The sequence below is a fragment of the Cyclobacterium sp. SOCE241 genome, from assembly GCF_056867545.1.
Map to the genome: position 1 here is coordinate 485772 of NZ_CP149779.1, position 20763 is coordinate 506534.

Genomic DNA, 20763 nt, shown 5'->3' on the forward strand with positions numbered 1-20763 from the left:
AGAAATAAATTAAAAGAAAAGAGGCTCAGGGCTTCTTTTTTTGATTCCCCATTAATTTTGACGGTTAATTGTAGGATTTTCAATTTTAGGTCAGAAAGAAAAGTGATGGTTTAGGAATGATTACGATAAAAGTAAAGGGAAAAATTTGGAAAAGGATTTTTTAATAATAATCATGCTAAAGTATTATTAATCAGTGAATAGATATTAAGGTGTGTATTTTTGGCATTTCCTTCTTTAATATTTGCCTAGAGATAATGTGCTTGAATTATTGTAATAAAAGTTAATTCACATAATTTTAAGAAGTAAAATAATAGAAACCCAAATAAGATTGCAATTCATATGCTGAAATTAAAAAAGACAAATTTCCCAATCTACCTCAGTATGCTGCTTTTGGCAGCCCTACTGGTGAGCTGCTCAAAACCCGGAGGGGTTAGGGTATTAAAGCTCGGCCATGGATTGGATACCAGCCATCCGGTTCATGCAGCCATGCTTTATTTAGCAGAAAAAGCCGAAGAAAAGTCCAATGGAGAAATGATTGTTCAAGTTTACCCCAACCAACAATTAGGAACGGAGAGGGAACTTGTGGAGTTGCTACAAATTGGTAGCTTGGCCATGACCAAAGTTTCTACTGCTGCCATGGAGGGATTTGCTCCCGAAATTAAAATACTAGGACAACCTTATTTATTCAAGGATGATGCTCAACAAGCTAGGGTTTTGGAAGGCCCCATAGGGAAGCAACTTTTGGCTGCCGGAGAGAAATATTGGTTGAAAGGCTTGTGTTTTTACGATGGTGGTAAACGAAGTTTTTATACAAAAGACAAACCTGTAATGGTTCCTCAAGATATTGAGGGATTGAAAATTAGGGTCATGGAAAGTCCTACTGCAGTAAATATGGTGCAGAGCTTTGGTGGTTCGCCCACTCCTGTATCCTTTGGTGAACTATATACGGCATTGCAACAAGGGATTGTGGATGGGGCAGAAAATAACCCGCCCAGCTTTGTTACTTCCCGCCATTATGAAGTATGTAAATATTATTCTTTAAATGAACATACGGCTATTCCCGATATGATGATTGTTAGTACCAAAGTTTGGGACCTTTTATCCGAGGAGGAAAAAACATGGTTGCAAGAGGCTGCTGATGAATCGGCTGTTTATCAGTACAAACTATGGGAAGAATCTGTTGCTGAATCAATGAAGATTCTAGAAGAAGCCGGTGTGGAGGTTTTACATCCCGACAAAGAGCCTTTTAGAAAAGAGGCAGAAAAGGTCTATGAATTAATGAAAGAAACGGATCCGGAAATGTATAAATTGGTACAAGAAATCAGAAAATATTAAGCGATGGTCAGTTTTAAATCAAAGTTAGATAAAGTTGTAGGGGTCATGCTTATGGTCATAATGGCTGTAATGGTGATGAATGTAACCTGGCAGGTCTTTTCCAGGTACGTTATCCAATCTCCAAGTTCGTTTACAGATGAGCTTTCGAGGTATTTGTTGGTTTGGCTAGGTATGCTAGGGGCTGCTTATGTGGCCGGCCAAGGTAATCACTTGGCAATTGATATATTGCCAACCAAATTGACAGGAGAAGCAAAAGAAAATTATTGATGGTCATCAATGTGGTAATAATATTATTTGTAATTCCTGTGATGATTATGGGAGGGACCAATTTGGTTTATATAACTTTTATTTTGGAACAGAAATCCGCTACCCTTCAATTGCCATTGGCTTATGTGTATATGATGATCCCATTCTCAGGTTTATTGGTTCTTTTTTATCAACTGGTAGACCTTAAAATATTAATGAACCAAAAGAATTCCCAAAATAGCTAAACCATGGAAGAATATTTAAGCATACTTATACTGATTGTTAGTTTTATTATTCTGATGGGCATAGGGGTGCCTGTTGCTTGGGCCCTGGGGTTTTCAAGTTTTCTTACCCTAACGGTCACCATTGCCTCAGTTCCTTCCGCCACCACAATTGCCCAAAGAATGGGAGTGGGGCTGGATAGTTTTGCCTTACTTGCCATTCCATTTTTTATCTTGGCAGGTGAAATTATGAACAAAGGAGGAATAGCCAACCGACTGATTGATTTGGCGAAGGCCATGACAGGAAGGCTTCCTGGTGGCTTATTGTACGTAAATGTTATTGCAGCCATGCTATTTGGAGCCATTGCAGGATCTGCAGCAGCAGCGGCTTCGGCCATTGGAGGAATTTTGGGTCCTCGTATGGAAAAAGAAGGTTACCCAAGAGAACTTGGCGCCTCTGTAAATATTACTGCCTCTACCACCGGTTTGATTATTCCTCCATCGAATGTGCTTATCGTTTATTCTTTAGCCAGTGGAGGTGTTTCTATTGCAGCATTATTTATCGCAGGTTATATTCCCGGTTTGCTCATTGGGATGTTCTTGATGATTACTGCAGCAATCTTTATTAAAAAGCACAAGCTTAAGCCCGGAGAGCCCACCAGTGTTAAAGAATTGGCCTCCAAATTTTTGGCAGCCTTTCCTAGCCTAATGCTTTTGGTTGTGGTGATTGGGGGGATTGTCATTGGGGTATTTACTGCTACAGAAGCTTCTGCTATTGCTGTTGTTTATACTTTGGTCCTTTCCTTTATATATGGTGAAATAAAACTAAGTAACCTTCCGGCCATCTTATTGAAAAGTTCAGAAACCACAGCCATAGTGATGTTACTGATCGCTACTTCAATGAGTATGTCTTGGGCAATGTCCAGTGAAAATATCCCTCAATCAATAAGTTCAGCTTTATTGACCTTGAGTGATAATAAATTTGTAATATTAATTATGATTAATTTAATCTTACTTTTCGTTGGAACATTTATGGACATGACTCCGGCAGTTTTAATCTTTACCCCGATCTTTTTACCTGCAGTGGTAACTTTGGGTATTGACCCTGTTCATTTTGGAATCATGATGGTTTTGAATTTATGTATAGGAGTCTGTACGCCTCCTGTTGGCTCAGTGTTGTTTATTGGGGTGGGAGTAGCCAAAACTACCATCGCCAAGGTTTTCTTCCCTTTGCTCCCTTTCTTTGTAGCCATGTTATTAGGGCTTCTTATCATCACATTGGTGCCGGAGCTTACACTTTGGTTGCCTTCCGTGTTTGGATTGTAAACCATTATTTATTAAAATATTCTACTCCTCATCCATTGCGGTTGAGGAGTTTTTTTGTCATAGTACCATGATAGGTTGTTCGCGATAGGTTTAATTTTTACCATGAATTATTTCTATCATTTAGTTTTTGATTAGTATTTGTTAAACCTGTAATAGGCAAAAGGCCTTCTTCTATCTGCTGAAATTGCTTCAAAATCAGTTGATTACTTGCTGATTTCAATTTTAAAATAGGGACTTTTTGCAAAAGTCTCCACATAGCAGATTTTTATTCGATTGCACGCAGTAAACAGACGATAGGTTCCCGAACCCTAAAGCATTACCCGGGTTCAATTTTCGCTTTCATCATCAAATATTTCTTCAATAGTGCAGCCAAATAGTTTGGCGATTCGGAAGGCAAGCGGCAGACTTGGATCAAATTTCCCCTTCTCAATGGCGTTAATGGTTTGTCGAGAAACAGCCAGGCTGTCTGCGAGATCCGCTTGCGTCCAATTTTTTGAGCACGGAGAACTTTTAAATTATTTTTCATTGGTAGCGCTTTTTCCCAATTGCAATTGCAATCATATAAGTGAGACTAATTGCAATGATTAGAAATGAAATTTCAGCATCGACCGGAATTAAATTGGTATTGTCCATCAAGTTAAATGAAATACCACCAAATACTCCTACACCCAAGGCAATACCCATGGCTTCCAATTGGATTTGCTTTTCCAATTCATCAAGGGATTTGAGAAAGCGAATGTTTGCCAATAACAAACCTCCGGCAAAAAATAAATTTACAGTAAAGCCTATCCAAGTATAAAGAGAATTTTCATTCCACAAAAATTGATGTCCAAAGGTTACCAAAGCGAGGGTTATCAACCATAACGCCGTCCATATTGCTAAATCTTTAGTAATCTGCTTGCGGTGGTTTTTCCAATTCTGAGTTTCCATATTTTATACATTTTGTAAAACAAACTTTACACAAAGATAAGTTAAGTATTCATAATGTCAAGTTTATTTTACATATTGTTTATGTAGCAATCGATTTCATTAAATTTTTATGAATCTGAAATTCCGTTGTGCAGAGATGGATAAACTTCGTGTAATATTATGAATTGGCAGTATTTTCCTTCATTTGCCATTGAAGTATTTGTAAAAAAAAGTAAATTGAAGGTTATTGACCTAAAATAATTTAAAAGTCTAAATAATATTCGGAATGTTAATGCTCAATTGGCGGGGTTATTTTTATTTGTTACCTGCATTTTTTGTAATGCTAGTTTTTTCCGTTTTACTTTCTTGTAAACAAGAAAGCAATCAAGCTTTACCCGCCCAAGTAGATTTTAATTTTCATATTAAACCAATCCTCGTGCAGAAATGCTACCTCTGCCACGGGCCTGATCCAAGTAGTAGAGAGGCAGGTCTTCGTTTAGACCTAAAAGAAGGCGCCACCATGCGCTTGGAAAGTGGTAAAACTGCCATTGTACCTGCTGCTGTTCATCAAAGCGCTCTGATTGATCGGATTACAAGTGATGATCCCGAAGTGGTAATGCCGCCTCCCTCTTAAAGCAAGATTTGTCTGATTATGAGGTGGCCCTTATTAAAAAATGGATAGAAGAAGGTGCTGAATATGAGCCTCATTGGGCTTTTATGCCTCCGGAGACGAACAAAAAAGTGGGAAAGGGTGACTTTAGTGAACAAATTGATGCCTTGATTAATGAAAAAATTGACGAAAAGGGCCTCGAGATAAGTGGTAAAGCAGATAAATACCAGTTGATACGAAGGTTGTCATTTGTTTTAACAGGCCTTCCCCGGATATAGAAAGGGTGAAGCAGTTTGTAGTCGATGAGCGTCCGGAAGCTTATACAGCGTTGGTAGATGAATACCTTAATCATCCTGCATTTGGAGAAAAATGGGCCAGTCATTGGATGGATGTGGTGAGGTATGCAGAGACCAAAGGTCATGAGTTTGATTATCAAATTCAGGGAGCTTGGAGATTTAGGGATTATTTAATTCGGGCCTTTAATCAAGATGTTCCCTATGATCAATTACTGAAAGAACAGCTTATGGGAGATATTCTTTCACCTCCCCGAGAAAATCCCGTTTCAGGAGAGAATGAATCATCCTTAGGAACCATGTTTTTTACGATGAGTGAAGGAACCCATAGTCCGGTAGATATTAAAAAGGATGAGGCTGACCGGATAGACAATATGATAGATGTGGTAGGAAAAAGCTTTCAAGGTTTGACGGTGGCTTGCGCCAAATGTCACGACCATAAATTTGATCCTATACCTACTGCAGATTATTATGGACTTTATGGAATGCTAGGAAGTACCAGGTTCAGTCCTTTACCGGTAGGAAATGCCCAAATAAAATTTAATACAGTTTCAAAAGCCACTGAATTAAAGAGAAAAATTAAATCCTTGATGGCCAAAGAATGGGCTGTGCCTACGGATGTAGACAGTATACCAGTCCGGTTTGTAAATATTAAGACAGTACCGGAATCAGCTAAAACTGTAGATGTTATTGCTGATTTTAGAGGGTTAAATTTACAAGGTTGGAAAGCAGATGGTTTGGCTTTTGGAGCTAGTACTGCTTTAGGGGAACCAATATTTTCATCTACCTCAAAGACCTTAAAAGCCTTATCGCCGGGATTTGCCTCCAGTCAACAATTTGGCAGAGGGATTTGGGGAGCTTTGAGGTCCCCGGATTTTACAGTTGACAAGAATTTCATTGGTGTTAAAGCGAGGGGTAAAGGCGCAAGTATCCGTATAGTAATGGAAAATTTTCAATTGATAAGTTATCCTATTTATGGTGGTTTGGATCAAAAAGTGAATGATGAAGTTTGGCAAAACTATACTTTTGATCTAAGTGCCTGGAAAGGACGCAAGGTATATATTGAAATTCTACCCGGATCCTTTGTCAGACATCAATACATCCAGAAAGAGGATGCCTATATAGAGGCTGAATATGCAATTTCTTTTGATGAAGTATGGCAAACGCCAGAATTAAATGATTCAGAAACTGAGGTTCCCTTTTCTCAAGCGGTTAAGCATTGGGTGAATGGGGAAAGCTCCGCAAAAGAAATTGCCTTTCTCAATGAGAAAATAACTAAAGGGAAGTTGAAAAAGGATTTTCCATCTGCACTGGCTTTAAAAATGGAGTGCGATTCCCTAGGAAGATTGGTAAAAGACAGTGTTTTTATTCAGGGAGTGACAGAGGGGTTTGGAGGAGAAAGTTCCATTTTTATCCGTGGAAATCATTCGGATCCTAGTAAAGAAAAGGTTCCTAGAAGTTTCCTTTCAGGAATATTTGAATCCCAACAGCCTTATCGCGGAAAGGGGAGTGGCAGACAGCAGATGGTTGAAATGATGCTGGCTTCGGATAATCCGCTTACCTCTAGAGTAATGGTGAATAGAATTTGGCACCATGTTTTCGGCAAAGGTCTGGTAGAAACAGTGGATAATTTTGGCCTTCAAGGTAAGTTACCTACTCATCCGGAATTATTGGATTATTTGGCTCTGGCATTTGTCCAAAATTCATGGTCTATAAAGACCATGATAAAAAATATGGTGCTTACACAAGCTTTTCAAAGGAGTACTTACGAAGGTAGCATGGCCATGGATCCAGACAATTTATACCTGAGCCGTTATTCTATTAGGCGACTTGAGGCCGAAGGAATCAGGGATGCTGTTTTAAAAGCAGCGGGCACCTTGGATCGTACCATGTTTGGTAAGCCGGTACCTGTCCACTTGACTGACTTTATGCAAGGAAGGGGAAGACCAGGAGATTCTGGGCCATTAGATGGAAATGGAAGGAGGTCAGTTTATCTGGAAGTTAGAAGAAACTTTTTGGATCGCATGATGACGGCCTTTGACAGGCCTACTCCCTTTACTACTTTCGGAAAGCGAGATGTAACCAATGTACCTGCTCAATCTTTGTTTTTAATGAATGACCCATTTATTGCCGAACAGGCAAATCATATGGCGATTAAACTATTGAATAATAGGGATTTGATAAAAGATGAAGATAAGATTAATGATGCTTATTTGAGAGCTTTTGCAAGACTCCCTTCAGCTGATGAAATGAGTAAGGGATTGGCTTTTGTCAATAAAACCAAAATTCAGTTGTCAAGTCATGCACAAACAGATAAAGACCTAGATGTTTTGGCATGGAAAGAATATTGCCATGCTTTATTTAATATGAAATCATTTATTTATTTAATGTAAACCCATGAATTATCACAAGCCTTTTCTTAATAAGTCCTTAAGCAGGAGGGAGATGTTGAAAATAAGTAGCTGTGGATTTGGATCTTTGGCACTCATGGGGATGATGGGGAGCTTAGGTAGTGCTTGTAAATCTACAGATCCAGAGTCACAAGCCTTGCTTAGTCAGTTGGCCAAAGCACCCAATTTCCTTCCAAAGGCTAAAAATGTGATCTTTTTGTACATGGATGGAGGGGTCTCTCAAGTTGATTCATTTGATCCCAAACCCCGCCTTACTAAAGAAAATGGGATGGATCCTAAATTCAAGATAGATGCCACTCAGTTTAATAACAATGGTAAAATTCTTAAAAGCCCTTGGGAATTTAAGCAGTATGGTGAATCCGGTTTAGCTGTAAGTGAATTGTTTCCCCATATAGCCGGTTGTGCAGATGATTTGGCTTTGATCCGATCCATGGTTTCAGATTTTCCGGAACATACCAATGCCAATTATTTTCTTCATACAGGAAGTGGTTTGCAAGGGAGGCCCAGTATGGGGGCTTGGGTTAATTACGGTTTGGGGACAGAAAACAGCAACTTGCCGGGGTATGTGGTGTTGGATGGAGGCTTAATACCACCGGGCGGAGTTGATAATTTTAAAAATGGATTTTTGCCTGCAGACTATCAAGCATCTATTATGAAAACAGGCCATACACCCGTGGCGAATATCAAGCCTGATAGTATCTCAGCAAAATATCAAAAGCAAAAGTTGGACTTTATACATGAAATGGACGCCCAAGAGGAGGGAGTTCAAGTGAAATTGAGGCTGCAATAAAAAATTATGAATTGGCTTATCATATGCAGTCTTCAGTACCCGAATTGACAGAATTTTCTGCAGAAAGTAAGGCCACACAAAAATTATACGGACTATTCGATGAAGATTTGAATACGAGGAATTATGGTGCCCAATGTTTAATGGCGAGAAGACTGGTGGAAAGAGGTGTTCGGTTTGTGGAGCTCACCTGTCCTTATATGAGTGGGATTGATCGATGGGATCAGCATCATAGCCTTAAGGATGGGCATGAACGAAATGCTCATGCTGTAGATCAGCCTATTGCAGGATTACTAAAAGATCTAAAATCCAGAGGGCTATTGGAAGAAACTTTGGTAGTCTGGACAGGAGAATTTGGGCGGACCCCTTTTGCTCAAGGTGCTGATGGTAGGGATCATAACCCCTCTGCTTTTAGTATGTGGATGGCTGGTGCCGGAATAAAAAAGGTGCTATTTATGGCCAAACAGATGAATATGGATATAGAGTAATAGAAAATCCAGTTACCATTCACGATCTTCACGCCACCATACTATCATTGTTGGGAGTAGACCATAAACAATTAACCTATCATTTTGGGGGAAGAGATTTTCGATTAACTGATGTTCATGGAAATGTGGTGAAAGACATTCTTGCCTAAGTAGGCCAGTAACTTATCGGTTTCAATTTTCATGCATCTTAAAATTCAATGAAAATCAATTTTCCTAATAATTACTTTAGCCTTTCCATTTATGTTATTGAATAAATTGATTCCATATATTTTTTGCCATCATCCTGTTTGTCACCCAAGAGCTACGCAGCCAAGAAGTGTTAATGAATCCCTTAAGAGTAGGGACCGCAAACAAGCTGAATTTTGCCAATAGAACGGCTCATATCCCAACAATAGAAAGTGATTTCCCGGGAGGGAATGTTATTATTGAAAAGATTTTAGGCGATACCATTTTTTTAAACCTGATCTCAGAGATACCCCAAGAGAATGGTTTTACTGGTGTTTTTCTGTTAAAAACACCTCCAATAAAAAATGGTTTTTTAAAACTACCAAGCCTAATGTTTTGAGCAATATGGGAGCTGCTTACAGCACAGATGGCGGTTATAATTGGCATTGGATTGATCAGGAAAATCACCTTGGGTCGGATCTTTTTAGTTATAGTTTTTCTGGAGATGGGAAGCCTGTTATGTTAAGTATGGGGATGGCTTATACCCAAAAAAACTTTGATAAGTTTATGATGAAGTACAATTCTTCCAAATACATAAAAAATGCTGTACTCAGTACCACGCGTGGAGGAAGAGAAGTGGAACAGCTACTGATAAGCGATTTTGGAGTTAAGCCAAAGTTTAAGGTATTGTTTACAGCTAGAGCACATGCCGGAGAAATGATGAGCAATTACATTATAGAAGGGATGATTGATGCATTACATTCTGAAGATCCTTTGATGAAAAAACTTTTAGAAAAGGCTGAAATAATGATAATCCCTTTTTTAGATAAGGATGGAGTTGAACAAGGGGATCAAGGTAAGTACCGCAGTCCCAGAGATCATAATCGAGATTATTCAGGAAAAAGCCTTTATACAAGTACAAGGGCAATACGGGAGGAGATTCCGAAATGGTTGGCAGGTTTACCATGGATAGGGATCGATCTCCACAATCCTTGGATTAAGGGAGAAAACAATGAATGGGTTTATTTTGTAGGGAATGAAGACGAGCGAATAGCTGCGGCCCAAGAGAACTTTGTTAAGACGCTGATTCAAGTTCAAAGAGGGCCATTAAAAATGGATAGCAAAACAGGTTTCCTTGCTTTTGGTACAGCTTGGAATAAGGGGAGCAATTATGAACAAGGCTACTCTTTCAGTAAATGGGCATCAGGATTTTTAGATGAGGGATTGATTATGACCGGCACATTGGAGTTTCCTTTCGGGATCAATAATGGTCAAGTAGTGACCCAAGAAAAAGCCCGTCTATTTGGGAAAGATTTGATAATAGGTCTTTCGGAGTATTTGGATTTTTAGCCAATCAATAGGGCTATGTATTAGTAAGCCATTAACGAGATTCAATTCTTTTTAGTCTTTCTAGCCTCAGTATTTTTATACCATTTTAGTGATTGATCTCCCGTTAACCTGCTTGCCAAACGGTGTAAATTTACTTCTAAGTGGCTGCATATATGCAATGATTTATTTTTTTAAATCCTTACCTAAAAGCTATTGTGATGTGATTTCAATATGGGTGGACTTTTAATTTTTGTTTGGTGTCATTTGTAATCGTAGTAAGAAGTAAATCTCATGTTTCTAGCCTGTAATTTTTTGCAAAGAAAACAGTTTTTCAAGTAACTGTAAATTGTTGTTAATCAATTTTTTGTCGGGGTTTGCTGTGATCTGATTATTATTGAAAGTCTTCCAAAATATAGATTTTTTAACCTTTTAGGTTTATTGATTAAATGGCTATACCAGTTATTAATTTATTTATGAGTATTAAAAATAATGATAGTATTAATTTATTGATAAATATTATAACTAGATTTTGAAATGAATAAATATTAACTATATTTAACTTTCTTTTTTAAAATAATGAAATATATGTGATGTCTTAATGTAAAAAATTAAAATTAAAATAAGAAAGGAGGTAAAATATGAGGTAATTTATTCTGTTTTAATTTAAATAATTTTTGGTAGAGTCAAGAATTATTTAGTTGAGTAATATTTAAAAAGTGTTTTTTTAATAAAAATTCAATTATTTGTTAAATATTTTACAATTATTAAAATTTTCAATATGTATAAAAGTAGAATTATCCTACTATTATTGTTGATGTTGCCAATTTGCACGTTAATGGCTCAACAGCGTAGTATCACGGGAAAAGTTACTGATGAATCGGGTGAGCCCATCCCTTCTGTATTGGTGTTAATCAAAGGGTCAACTGCTGGAACTACTACTGATCTTGATGGGACATATAGTATTTCAGTGCCCGGAGATGTTACCTTAATTTTCAATATGATTGGTTTTAACGGTCAGGAAATTAGTACAAATGGAAAGAATGTCATTGATGTAACCCTTCTAGAAGGAAGTGTGGATTTGAATGAAGTGGTAGTTGTTGGTTTTAGCGAGGTTGAAAGACAGCATTTGGCTTCATCTGTAGAGCAGCTTGATATGGATTTAGTAAAAAGCCGTCCGATTTTTAAATTGGAAGAAGCGTTTAGTGGAACAATTCCCGGTGTTACTTTGATGCAGGGAAATAATCTTCCAGGCAGTGTCCCCGGTTCTATTTCAATCAGGGGTATTAGTACTTTACAAAATGCCGGACCTTTAGTAATTATTGATGGGATGGAGCAATCTTTAACTGATATTGACCCCAATCAGGTTAAAAATATCACTGTATTAAAAGATGCTGCTTCGGCTGCACTTTATGGTTCTAGAGGAGCAAATGGTGTGATAATTATCGAAACAGATCGTGGAACAACAGGACAGTTTAAGGTTAATTTGCATTCTTGGGGTGCTTTACATAATCCCATAGACTTACCGGATTTTGTTGGAGCACCAGACTATATGCAACTTAACAATGAAGCAAGAGGTTATCAAGGCCAATCCCTTTTATTTTCTGATGAAGACATAGCAGCTGCAGAGAATGGAAATTACACAAATGTTAACTGGCTTGATAAGATCATGCAACGACAATCTTATTCACACAATACTTCTGCAAGTATATCTGGAGGTGGAGGAGTTGGTACATTCAATTTAATGTTAGGTTATATTGATGAAAACGGGATGAATGAGTTGGAAGGATCAAATAAGTTTTCGGCTCGTTTTAATACAAATATTAATATCGCAGACAAATTTGTTTTACTTGCGGATTTTTATGCTCATAGGTTGCAGGTTGATAGATTACAAGCCAATAGTGACGGTCACGGGCTATATCAACTGGCTTGGAGGATGAATCCAACTCAGCCTATATTCTATGAATCAGAATTAGAGGACAATTACATTCTACATAATAATATTAATCCATTGGCATCAATAGAGCATGGTGGATCATGGAATGCATTACATGATAGAAGCACAATTAACCTTCGACCTAAGTATTTTATTAATAAAAACCTAAGCGTAGAAGGCAATGTTTCATATATGATAAATAAGTCTGCCAATAAATACAAAAGGTTGACCTATAAATTTTTTGATGGTGATGGTAAACCTGTTAATATTTGGAGTAACTCTGTTGGTGCTAGTCAGGGAGTAAGCCAAAGCCAAGTTACAGCTAGAGCATTGATTAATTATGAAAAGGAACTTAGGCAAGGCCAAGACAAAATTTATTTATTGGGGGTGCTGAGATAATGAACAATACTTACACAGATTATCGAGAGTTTTCTAAATCTTCCTTTTTTACAAAATTAAACTATTCTTATGATAGCCGGTACTTATTGGAAGTAACAGCCAGAGGTGATGGTTCAAGTAAATTCGCACCTAATAATAGATGGGGATTTTTTCCATCCGGTGCTTTTGCGTGGAATGTTCACAATGAGTCATTTATGAATGGGTTAATAAGTTCGGGGGTTGTGAATAATTTAAAATTTAGGGCATCTTATGGGTTAATCGGTAATGAAAACGTCGACCCTTATTTGTGGCAGGAAGTAGTTAATACTTGGGGGTGGACCATGCGCGTACCGAACCCCGATTTTAGTTGGGAAAAACAAAGACAATCAAATTTTGGCTTGGACCTGACTACTTTTAATAATAAATTAAACTTGACGGCTGAATACTATCATAAATTCTCTTATGACTTAATTTATTCTGATTTTCCGGTGCCACCATTGACAGGTTCTTATTATTTAACCTCTTCAGTGAATATTGGTGAAGTCGAGAATAAAGGTTGGGAATTTTCTGCTAATTATGGCGATAAGGTTGGAGAGGTAGATTATAGTATTGGTGGTATCTTCTTTGATAACCAAAACCGTGTGCTTAAAGCAGGATATAATCGATCTGATACCTTGATTTTTAAAAGTAATCAAGATAAAATCTGGTATGAAGGAATTGCAATAGACAACTATTTTGGTTACGAAAGTGACGGTTATTTCCAGACTTGGGAGGAAGTTGATGGTACTGAAGCAAAATTACCCAATACTTATCCCGGTGATATCAAATACAAGGATAAAAATGGTGATGGTGTAATTAATGATGAGGATAAAATTAATCTTGGAGACCCTTTTCCTCACCTAAACTATTCAATTAATTTCAATTTAAGATTTCGTCGCTGGGATTTTAATTTTCTAGGACAGGGAGTAGGTAAAAGGTTAGGAAGATTAAATGGAATGGAAGGCTATCCGGTTTTAATGGATGGTGTAAATAACAACCTTGGTGCTCCAAGAGAATATTACATGAATAACAGATGGACACCGGAAACACCTGATAGCCGTTTCCCTAGGGTTTGGACAGGTTCTAGTCCGAATGCTTTACTAAGTGATGTTTGGCTTAGCAATGCAGCTTTCTTTAGGGTGAAAATGTTACAATTAGGTTATACTGTTCCTAAAATTGGACGCAATATCAATAGCGTAAGGATATATTTTAATGCTCAGGATGCAATTACATTTACTAAGTGGGAAGGTTTAGAGCCGGAAAGAGATGGAGGAAATGGTAATTATCCGAGGATGGCAACTTTTAGTTTGGGAGTTAAAGCCACTATAAATTAAGAAGGAAACCATGAGAAAAATACTAATAATATTCGCAATAATTGGACTTAGCCTTACAGGTTGTGTTGAATTTCTTGATAAAACGGATCCAACTGCAACCTCATTTGTTGAATTCTTTAACGATGAAGAAGATTTACGTAGGGTAGTTTATAGTAGTTACTTGGATGTTTTTACTCATCCAAGTTCTCATCAGACTTTATTTTACATGGAGGAAGGTAAATCTGATAATGCATACAGTAGGGTAGACGGGCATCATCACCAAAGAATAGCTAATGGAAATATCAATAGTACTACCTCAGCATTTCTTTTCTACTACGAATTACAAATGAAGCATTTGGGTAGGTTAAATACTTTTGTGGAAAATGCAGATATACCCTATGTGGAAGATGAGGCAGTAAGAACAAAATACAAAGCCATTTTAGAAGCACTACGAGTTTGGCATTATTTTAAGCTTACCTTCAGGTGGGGAGATGTTCCTTTTCATTTACAGCCTGCTGATTTGGTGGATGCACTTCAGCCTACTACTCCTAAAGAAGAAATATTGAACCAGCTTTTCCCTTTAGCTGATGATATTGCCTCACGTTTGCCCGCTGATGAATATACTTCAGACAAGTATATGTTCAATAAATATTCTTTCAAGGCGCTGACCATGAGGTATGCATTGTACAACGGTCGCTATGAATTAGCTGCCCAATTAGCTAAAGAGATAATGGACAGTGAAAAGTATGAATTGTATTCAAATTATGAGGAGCTTTTCCAATATGAAGGGGCTTCAACAAACAATGAATTTATAATGCATTTCGATATGCAAAGCCATAACAATAGTGCTACCAATTCATTTCGAGATTTAGGTCCACACTATCGTACGGGGAATGGTCAGTCGTATGTAGTTCCATTAAAAGCCTTGGTAGATTCGTATTGGACCCTCCAAGGTAGGTCTATCTCAAATTGCCCTCTCCATACTGAAGAAGAGTATTTATTAGACCCGAACTTAAATAGAGATCCAAGATATGAATCAAGTATAATGGGGCATGGAGATACATTTTACGGTGAGCCAATAGATATCTACAATACCAATAACCCGATGTTTTTGAAAATCAGAGAGCAAGTAAATCTGGGTTCTGGTTTAAGAAATTTGTCTCTGAAGCAGACGCATTTAGATCGGGAGGGAATTTTGATTTTGGTTTGTTACGGTATGCAGAGGTGTTGTTAACTTATGCTGAAGCTAAAATCATGTTGAATGACATTGATGATTTAGCATTGGAGAGCATCAATATGATTAGACAAAGAGCCGGTTTAGACATGAGTATAGCTGATGTTACAGGGGCTGAATATAGTGATTTTAGTCAAGAAGATTGGATCAATTTAATCAGGAATGAAAGAAGAATTGAATTTGCGGGTGAGGGCTTGAGATACGAAGATATAATTCGATGGGAAATTGCAGAGGACGTATTAAATCAACCTGCCTTGGGACATACACGTATGGAAAATGGTGAAATGGTTTCTTTAAAAATTGAAGACCGTTCTTTCCAACCGCATAATTACCGCTGGCCTTTTCATGAAAACAGTTTAAGAGTGGAACCGGGATTAACTCAAAATCCGGGTTATTAATAAATATCTTATTTCTTTAATTACCAAAGGGCCTACTTATTAAGTGGGCCTTTTTGTTTAATGGCGATTTAAGTTTGTAAATTGACTAATCATCTTTGTGAGTTGTTAGTGAATTTCAACATAGGGTAATATCTATGTTAAAAGTATCTCCGCCTTTTAGCCCTCAATAAAATCAAATTATGGAAATTACTTATTCAGAAACTCGAGTGATCGATGAAAATCAGATTGTAGCACTTTATTTGGCCAATAACTGGACTGCTGCAAATAAACCCAAACTATTGACAAAAGCACTTTTGAATTCCCATGGGTTGGTTTCAGCTTGGGAGGATGAAAAATTGGTGGGCATTGGAAATGCAATTTCTGATGGCTACTTGGTCGTTTATTATCCTCATTTATTGGTTCATCCAGACTATCAAAAGAGAGGGATAGGGAGAAATATTATCGCAATACTCAAAAAGAAATATGAGAACTTCCACATGCATATGTTAACGGCAGATGGAGAATCTATTGGCTTTTATGAAAAATCAGGATTTGAGTTGGCAGGTGAAACCCGGCCGATGTGGATTTATCAAGGAGATGAACATTGATAGACCTACTTATTATTGAAGTTAAGCTGTCGTCTCATTAAAACCAAGCCTAGCCAAACAAAATGATTTGCCAAGATTAAGATTCCTAATCCAAATGCTTATTTTTTAACCCATATCGGTAACTTTGCCGGATTTACATTAGATTATTATTATTTAAAATATATTTTTTAATGTTAATTTTCTTTTATTTTTTAAATTCTTGACTATAATTATGTCAACTTAAGCCATTATTACCATCTTTTACCTTCTTTTTTATTAAAAGGTTAGATTTATTTGATGAATTATTCTTTAGTATTGCTTATAACTGAAATTTTATCTAATTTAATACAGCTATTCTGATAGGCTAAAGATGATTCAATAAATTATAGCAATTAGGTATCCTGTTTAAAAAGTTATATGACTTCCTTTATAAATTTAAAATAAATTCATTTGATCCATGTTATTTATTTTTTAGAAGGAGATAGTTAAAGTGTATAACGATACAGATTGGTTTAAATCCGCATTTCAAGCCGGATTTTATGATTCATTTTTCAATTGACCCTTGACCCAATTAGTTTATTAAACTACCTCAAAATTAAATAGGGGACTCTCGATTTATCACAAACCTTAAAAGTAGATTTATATGTAATAAAACCTCCAAAAAAGAGAAAGCCATCTTTTAAAAGACGGCTTTCAGTAAAAGTATTAGATCAATGGGTAAGTTTCTCAGGTTCATCCATTTGATCTCGTTTAATGCAGTTTATATAACAACACTAAAGTTTACAAAGCTATGAAAAAACGACTACTCAAGGGGTATTTGTCAATTAAAATATTGATATTCCTTATGGCTATTCAGCTATTTTACCCCTCAAACCATAAAGGTCATGCCCATGTCCTATATGAGAAAATACCTGCCCTTAATGATGTGTCCTCATTATCAACCATAAGGGTAGACGTAACAATCACAGGAACAGTCACAGATCAGAACGGTGAGCCTATCCCGGGGGCGACGATTTCTCTTCCCGGTACCACAATAGGTACTGCTACGGATTTAGACGGTAAGTATTCATTGACCGTTCCGGAAGGATCAGAATTGGTTGTTTCTTTTATTGGCTTTGAAAGCCAGCGAATTATGATAGGTGACCGTTCTATTATTGATGTAACATTAATAGAAGCTACTTCTTCCTTGGATGAGGTGGTAGTGGTAGGCTTCGGCACTCAGAAAAGGGCGAATGTTACCGGGGCAGTAAGTACAGTATCAGGAGAAGATCTAGCCAGACGTCCTGTAATCAATACAGCTTCTGCCTTACAAGGAACCACACCGGGCCTTACCATTCAAAATAATGGAGGTGCTCCGGGTGACGAAAGTACAAGCATCAGAATCAGAGGGGTAGGGACATTAAATAATTCCAACCCATTGATTCTAGTTGATGGGGTAGAACAGTCTCTTAGCACTGTAGAACCTAATAATATTGCTTCCATCACTGTGTTGAAGGATGCTGCATCATCAGCCATATACGGTTCCAGAGCTGCGAATGGAGTAATCTTGGTAACCACCAAAAGAGGTGAAGAAGGAGAAGTTAAAATCAGTTACAATAATTTCGTAGGGTGGCAAAATCCTAACTTTTTCCCGGAACCTACGGATCCCGTCACATGGATGCGTTTGGAAAATGAGGCTCAAGCGAATGTTGGTGCCAGTCCAACTTATAGTGAAACTTATATAGAAAATGTGGCTGCAGGAACAAATCCTTTGGAATATCCTTTTGCAGATTATGAAGGGGGAATCTTTAATCCCAATGCATTTCAACAAAGGCATTCCATTTCACTATCTAGCGGAGGGAAGTCAGGGAGAATTTTTGCTTCTGTCAATTATTCTGATACCGATGGGATCCTACAAAATTTTAACAACAAGCAAGTTACCATGCGGATAAATTCCGATATGTATGCCAGTGACAAGCTAACCATTAAAACCAACTTGATGTATAGAAATAGAGGATTTAGTGGTCCCGGTTTTACCGGTCAACGCATCACCCAGGCTTTATTGCATATCAATAGAAACATTGTGATGGAATACCCTGATGGAACCTATGATTTGGTTTCCGGCCAGTGGAATGCTCGCGCAATGGTTCAAGAAGGTGAGACAAGTAGAATTAGTGATGATGTTTTTGGCCAGTTAGGTTTTGCTTATACCATCAATGACGCCCTTTCATTGGAAGGTAATGTAACCTTAAATACTGAATCAACAGATGGATTTATATTTCAGAACAGTTTGGCGGGAATGCGAAATTATGTAACAGGTGAATTGGTAAATGTAGGAGGTTGGTTTGCAACTTCACAGCTCACGGAAAGTCAAGACAACCAGCGGGAATTGAGTCAGCGACTGTATTTGAATTATGACCAAAATTTTGAAAAGCACAGTGTTCAAGCCACAGCAGGCTATGAAGAAATCTACAATCGATTTAAGCAAATAACCGCCTATAGGGATAATTTTTTCAGCAATGACCTGAGAGATATCAATGCAGGTGATGTGCAAAACCAAAGAACAGGGGGGTATTCACAAGAGTGGAGACTTAGGTCGTTTTTCGGTAGAGCCAATTACAGTTTCGATGACAAATACATGTTTCAGGCCAATGTTCGTTATGATGGGTCATCTAGGTTTGGAGAAGGAAAACGTTGGGGGGTATTTCCATCTTTTTCCGCAGGATGGAGAATTTCAGAAGAAGATTTCCTCAATGATGGTAGCTTATTCAGTGATTTAAGATTGAGAGGCTCATGGGGCCAATTGGGTAACCAAAGTATAGGTTTGTACAGATACCTCAATACCTACAACTTAGGTACAGGCTATCAATTCAATAATAATCTGGTTCCCGGTACTGCCATTACAAGTGCAGGCAATCCGGACATTACTTGGGAAACTACCACCATGTCTAATATAGGCTTGGATATGGGATTTATGGATGATAGGATAGAGGTAATTGCTGAATATTTTTACAAGTATACCGATGATATTTTGATAGAACTGCCGATCCCAAGAACGATTGGCTATGACCCGCCAGTACAAAATGCAGCTGCTGTCTCGAACAAGGGTTGGGAGTTAGCTGTAAATTATCATGGTTCCCCGGCCTCTGAGAGTGGTTTTCAGTATTCAGTAGGTATTAATTTTTCAGATGTAGTTAATAAAATTGAAGACTTAAAGGGTACTGGGCCATTTTTTCCGGACAAGTTTACGGTATGGACTGAAGGTGAATCCATCAATTCTTTGAGAGGTTTAAAATCCCCGGAATATATAAAACCCAAGAAGACCTGGACAACTACCCTGCCACCATATTTCCTACTGTTACCATAGGAGACATCATTTATGAAGACTTAAATGGAGATGGTGTGATTTCTCAATCCCTTTACCCGGCAGGGGATCAATATATCATGGGGAATGAAGACCCACGATATGAATTTGGCGTGCGTTTCAATGCCTCTTACAAAGGGTTTGATTTTTCTATGTTTTGGCAAGGTGTGTTGCGCCAACAGCACTCCTTGGATGGAGCATTGATGGAAGGGCCTAATTATACCAATTTTATTCCGGTGACCATGGCAAGGGAGGCTTATCATCCTGAAAGAAACCCAAATGGAACATGGCCGATGGTAAGGTCGGGTAACTCCGCCAACCTAATGGAAGCAGATTTTTGGTTGCAAAATACAAGTTACTTAAGGTTAAAAAACTTTCAGTTCGGATATACTATTCCCCAGAATGTAGTAGCCAATTTGAGAGTATATGTATCAGGTGAAAACATGTTGACATTTACAGAGACTGAACTCTTCGACCCTGAGACACCAAGAGGAAGAAGCCAGTTCTTTCCTCACAGCAAACTTTTCAGTGGTGGAGTAAACATCACCTTTTAATTTAAAATAGAAAAGCGATGAAAATATTAAATAAAACTTTAAAATACATAGGACTGTCCTATTTGGCTTTAGGCTTTTTCAGTTGTGATGATGGGCTGGATTTAATCCCACCTGGCCAAGTTTCTGAACTTATCTATTGGCAACAAGAAAAAGATGCAAATCTAGCTGTAAATGGAATTTATGCAGAATTGGATGGACAAGCCATGGTCAAAGAACTAGATGCCGTCACTGACATTGGCTTTAGGGCTCCTTCAGGGCCGGGATCATTCCATGACGTATGTATGGGGACTTTTGATCCAGTGAATGCGGCGATTGGCTCTCAGTGGGACAGGTATTACCGGGGTGTTCAGCGCGCTAATAATGTGTTAGCTAATATTGGTAGAATAGAACAGGGAGATGAGAATTTACTTGCTCGTTACGAAGCAGAAGCGAGGTTTTTACGGGCTTTCTTTTATACTCAGTTGAGTAGTCTTTGGGGAGATGTTCCTTTGATTTTAGATCCATTAGAAATTACAGACCATATAGGAAGAACGGCAAAATCTGAAGTGGTTGATTTTGTTATTGCTGAATTGGATCAAATAATTCAAGGAAATCAACTTCCACTTACTTATTCTCAAGAGGTGGGAAGAGCCACCCTAGGGGCTGCCATAGCATTAAAAGCCCGGATTGCCTATAGGAATGAAAGGTATACTGTGGCCAGAGACGCTGCCAAGGCCGTGATGGATCTTGGAATCTACGAATTATACCCTGATTATGAAGCCCTGTTTCAATATGCCGGCCAAAATTCTTCGGAAGTAATCTTTGATAGGCAATATGCTGTGGGAGGGGATACGTACAATGCCTTCTCTTATGCGGCAGCTTCGATTGGGGAGGGTCTGTAGTAGA

General features: G+C 37.9%; 16 protein-coding genes and 4 pseudogenes. 18 read left to right on the plus strand and 2 right to left on the minus strand.

Going from position 1 to position 20763, the window contains the following annotated elements; genetic code table 11:
* Positions 1 to 339: 339 nt before the first annotated feature.
* From WG932_RS02270 to WG932_RS02280, 3 genes and pseudogenes are all read left to right on the plus strand, one after another.
* Positions 340 to 1335 carry a TRAP transporter substrate-binding protein gene (locus WG932_RS02270; protein ID WP_149392388.1) on the plus strand — a complete coding sequence of 332 codons (996 nt, stop codon included), beginning with the start codon at positions 340 to 342 and terminating at the stop codon, positions 1333 to 1335.
* A 3-nt stretch (positions 1336 to 1338) separates the two neighbouring features.
* Positions 1339 to 1826, plus strand: a pseudogene (locus WG932_RS02275) (TRAP transporter small permease).
* A 3-nt stretch (positions 1827 to 1829) separates the two neighbouring features.
* Positions 1830 to 3128, plus strand: coding sequence for a TRAP transporter large permease (locus WG932_RS02280; protein WP_014021844.1), 1299 nt, complete (start codon positions 1830 to 1832; stop codon positions 3126 to 3128).
* 316 nt (positions 3129 to 3444) lie between these two features.
* On the opposite strand, the gene WG932_RS02285 is transcribed toward WG932_RS02280, so the two are convergent.
* Together WG932_RS02285 and WG932_RS02290 are read right to left on the minus strand one after the other, a co-directional pair.
* Positions 3445 to 3654: a hypothetical protein gene (locus WG932_RS02285; RefSeq protein WP_483086799.1), complete on the minus strand. Its 210-nt coding sequence runs from the start codon at positions 3652 to 3654 to the stop codon at positions 3445 to 3447.
* Positions 3651 to 4058: a hypothetical protein gene (locus WG932_RS02290; RefSeq protein WP_483086800.1), complete on the minus strand. Its 408-nt coding sequence runs from the start codon at positions 4056 to 4058 to the stop codon at positions 3651 to 3653. Before WG932_RS02290 ends, WG932_RS02285 begins: the two co-directional genes overlap by 4 nt.
* Before the next feature lie 415 nt (positions 4059 to 4473).
* Here WG932_RS02290 and WG932_RS02295 point away from each other — a divergent pair, with 415 nt between their 5' ends.
* The 15 genes and pseudogenes from WG932_RS02295 (at position 4474) to WG932_RS02365 (ending at position 20759) form a co-directional block, all read left to right on the plus strand.
* Positions 4474 to 4671: a c-type cytochrome domain-containing protein gene (locus WG932_RS02295; RefSeq protein ID WP_483086801.1), complete on the plus strand. Its 198-nt coding sequence runs from the start codon at positions 4474 to 4476 to the stop codon at positions 4669 to 4671.
* A gap of 83 nt (positions 4672 to 4754) precedes the next feature.
* Positions 4755 to 5380 (plus strand): annotated as a pseudogene (locus tag WG932_RS02300) (DUF1549 domain-containing protein); the annotation flags it as partial.
* A gap of 1131 nt (positions 5381 to 6511) precedes the next feature.
* Entirely contained in the window at positions 6512 to 7333 is an 822-nt protein-coding gene (locus tag WG932_RS02305) for a DUF1553 domain-containing protein (RefSeq protein WP_483088554.1), read from the plus strand.
* A gap of 52 nt (positions 7334 to 7385) precedes the next feature.
* Positions 7386 to 8141 (plus strand): DUF1501 domain-containing protein, encoded by a 756-nt coding sequence (locus WG932_RS02310; RefSeq protein ID WP_483086802.1) that lies wholly within the window; start codon positions 7386 to 7388, stop codon positions 8139 to 8141.
* A gap of 23 nt (positions 8142 to 8164) precedes the next feature.
* Positions 8165 to 8775, plus strand: a pseudogene (locus tag WG932_RS02315) (DUF1501 domain-containing protein).
* Positions 8776 to 8948: 173 nt separating this feature from the next.
* Positions 8949 to 9191 (plus strand): hypothetical protein, encoded by a 243-nt coding sequence (locus WG932_RS02320; protein WP_483086803.1) that lies wholly within the window; start codon positions 8949 to 8951, stop codon positions 9189 to 9191.
* A 5-nt stretch (positions 9192 to 9196) separates the two neighbouring features.
* A complete protein-coding gene (locus WG932_RS02325; protein ID WP_483088555.1) occupies positions 9197 to 10141 on the plus strand; it encodes a M14 family zinc carboxypeptidase in 945 nt (314 codons plus the stop codon).
* 757 nt (positions 10142 to 10898) lie between these two features.
* A complete protein-coding gene (locus WG932_RS02330; RefSeq protein WP_483086804.1) occupies positions 10899 to 12452 on the plus strand; it encodes a SusC/RagA family TonB-linked outer membrane protein in 1554 nt (517 codons plus the stop codon).
* On the plus strand, positions 12452 to 13804 hold the full coding sequence (locus WG932_RS02335; RefSeq protein WP_483086805.1) for a SusC/RagA family TonB-linked outer membrane protein: 1353 nt from the start codon (positions 12452 to 12454) through the stop codon (positions 13802 to 13804). Before WG932_RS02330 ends, WG932_RS02335 begins: the two co-directional genes overlap by 1 nt.
* 805 nt (positions 13805 to 14609) lie before the next feature.
* Positions 14610 to 15017 carry a RagB/SusD family nutrient uptake outer membrane protein gene (locus WG932_RS02340; protein WP_483088556.1) on the plus strand — a complete coding sequence of 136 codons (408 nt, stop codon included), beginning with the start codon at positions 14610 to 14612 and terminating at the stop codon, positions 15015 to 15017.
* Positions 14960 to 15415: pseudogene (locus tag WG932_RS02345) on the plus strand (RagB/SusD family nutrient uptake outer membrane protein); the annotation flags it as partial. The gene WG932_RS02340 and the pseudogene WG932_RS02345, both read left to right, overlap by 58 nt.
* A gap of 179 nt (positions 15416 to 15594) precedes the next feature.
* Positions 15595 to 16002 (plus strand): GNAT family N-acetyltransferase, encoded by a 408-nt coding sequence (locus tag WG932_RS02350; protein ID WP_149392380.1) that lies wholly within the window; start codon positions 15595 to 15597, stop codon positions 16000 to 16002.
* Positions 16003 to 16771: 769 nt separating this feature from the next.
* Complete coding sequence (locus WG932_RS02355; protein WP_483086806.1) at positions 16772 to 19327, plus strand: SusC/RagA family TonB-linked outer membrane protein; 2556 nt, start codon at positions 16772 to 16774, stop codon at positions 19325 to 19327.
* Between the two features lie 35 nt (positions 19328 to 19362).
* Positions 19363 to 19878 carry a hypothetical protein gene (locus WG932_RS02360; RefSeq protein ID WP_483086807.1) on the plus strand — a complete coding sequence of 172 codons (516 nt, stop codon included), beginning with the start codon at positions 19363 to 19365 and terminating at the stop codon, positions 19876 to 19878.
* Between the two features lie 17 nt (positions 19879 to 19895).
* Positions 19896 to 20759 carry a RagB/SusD family nutrient uptake outer membrane protein gene (locus WG932_RS02365; RefSeq protein WP_483086808.1) on the plus strand — a complete coding sequence of 288 codons (864 nt, stop codon included), beginning with the start codon at positions 19896 to 19898 and terminating at the stop codon, positions 20757 to 20759.
* Positions 20760 to 20763 lie beyond the last annotated feature (4 nt).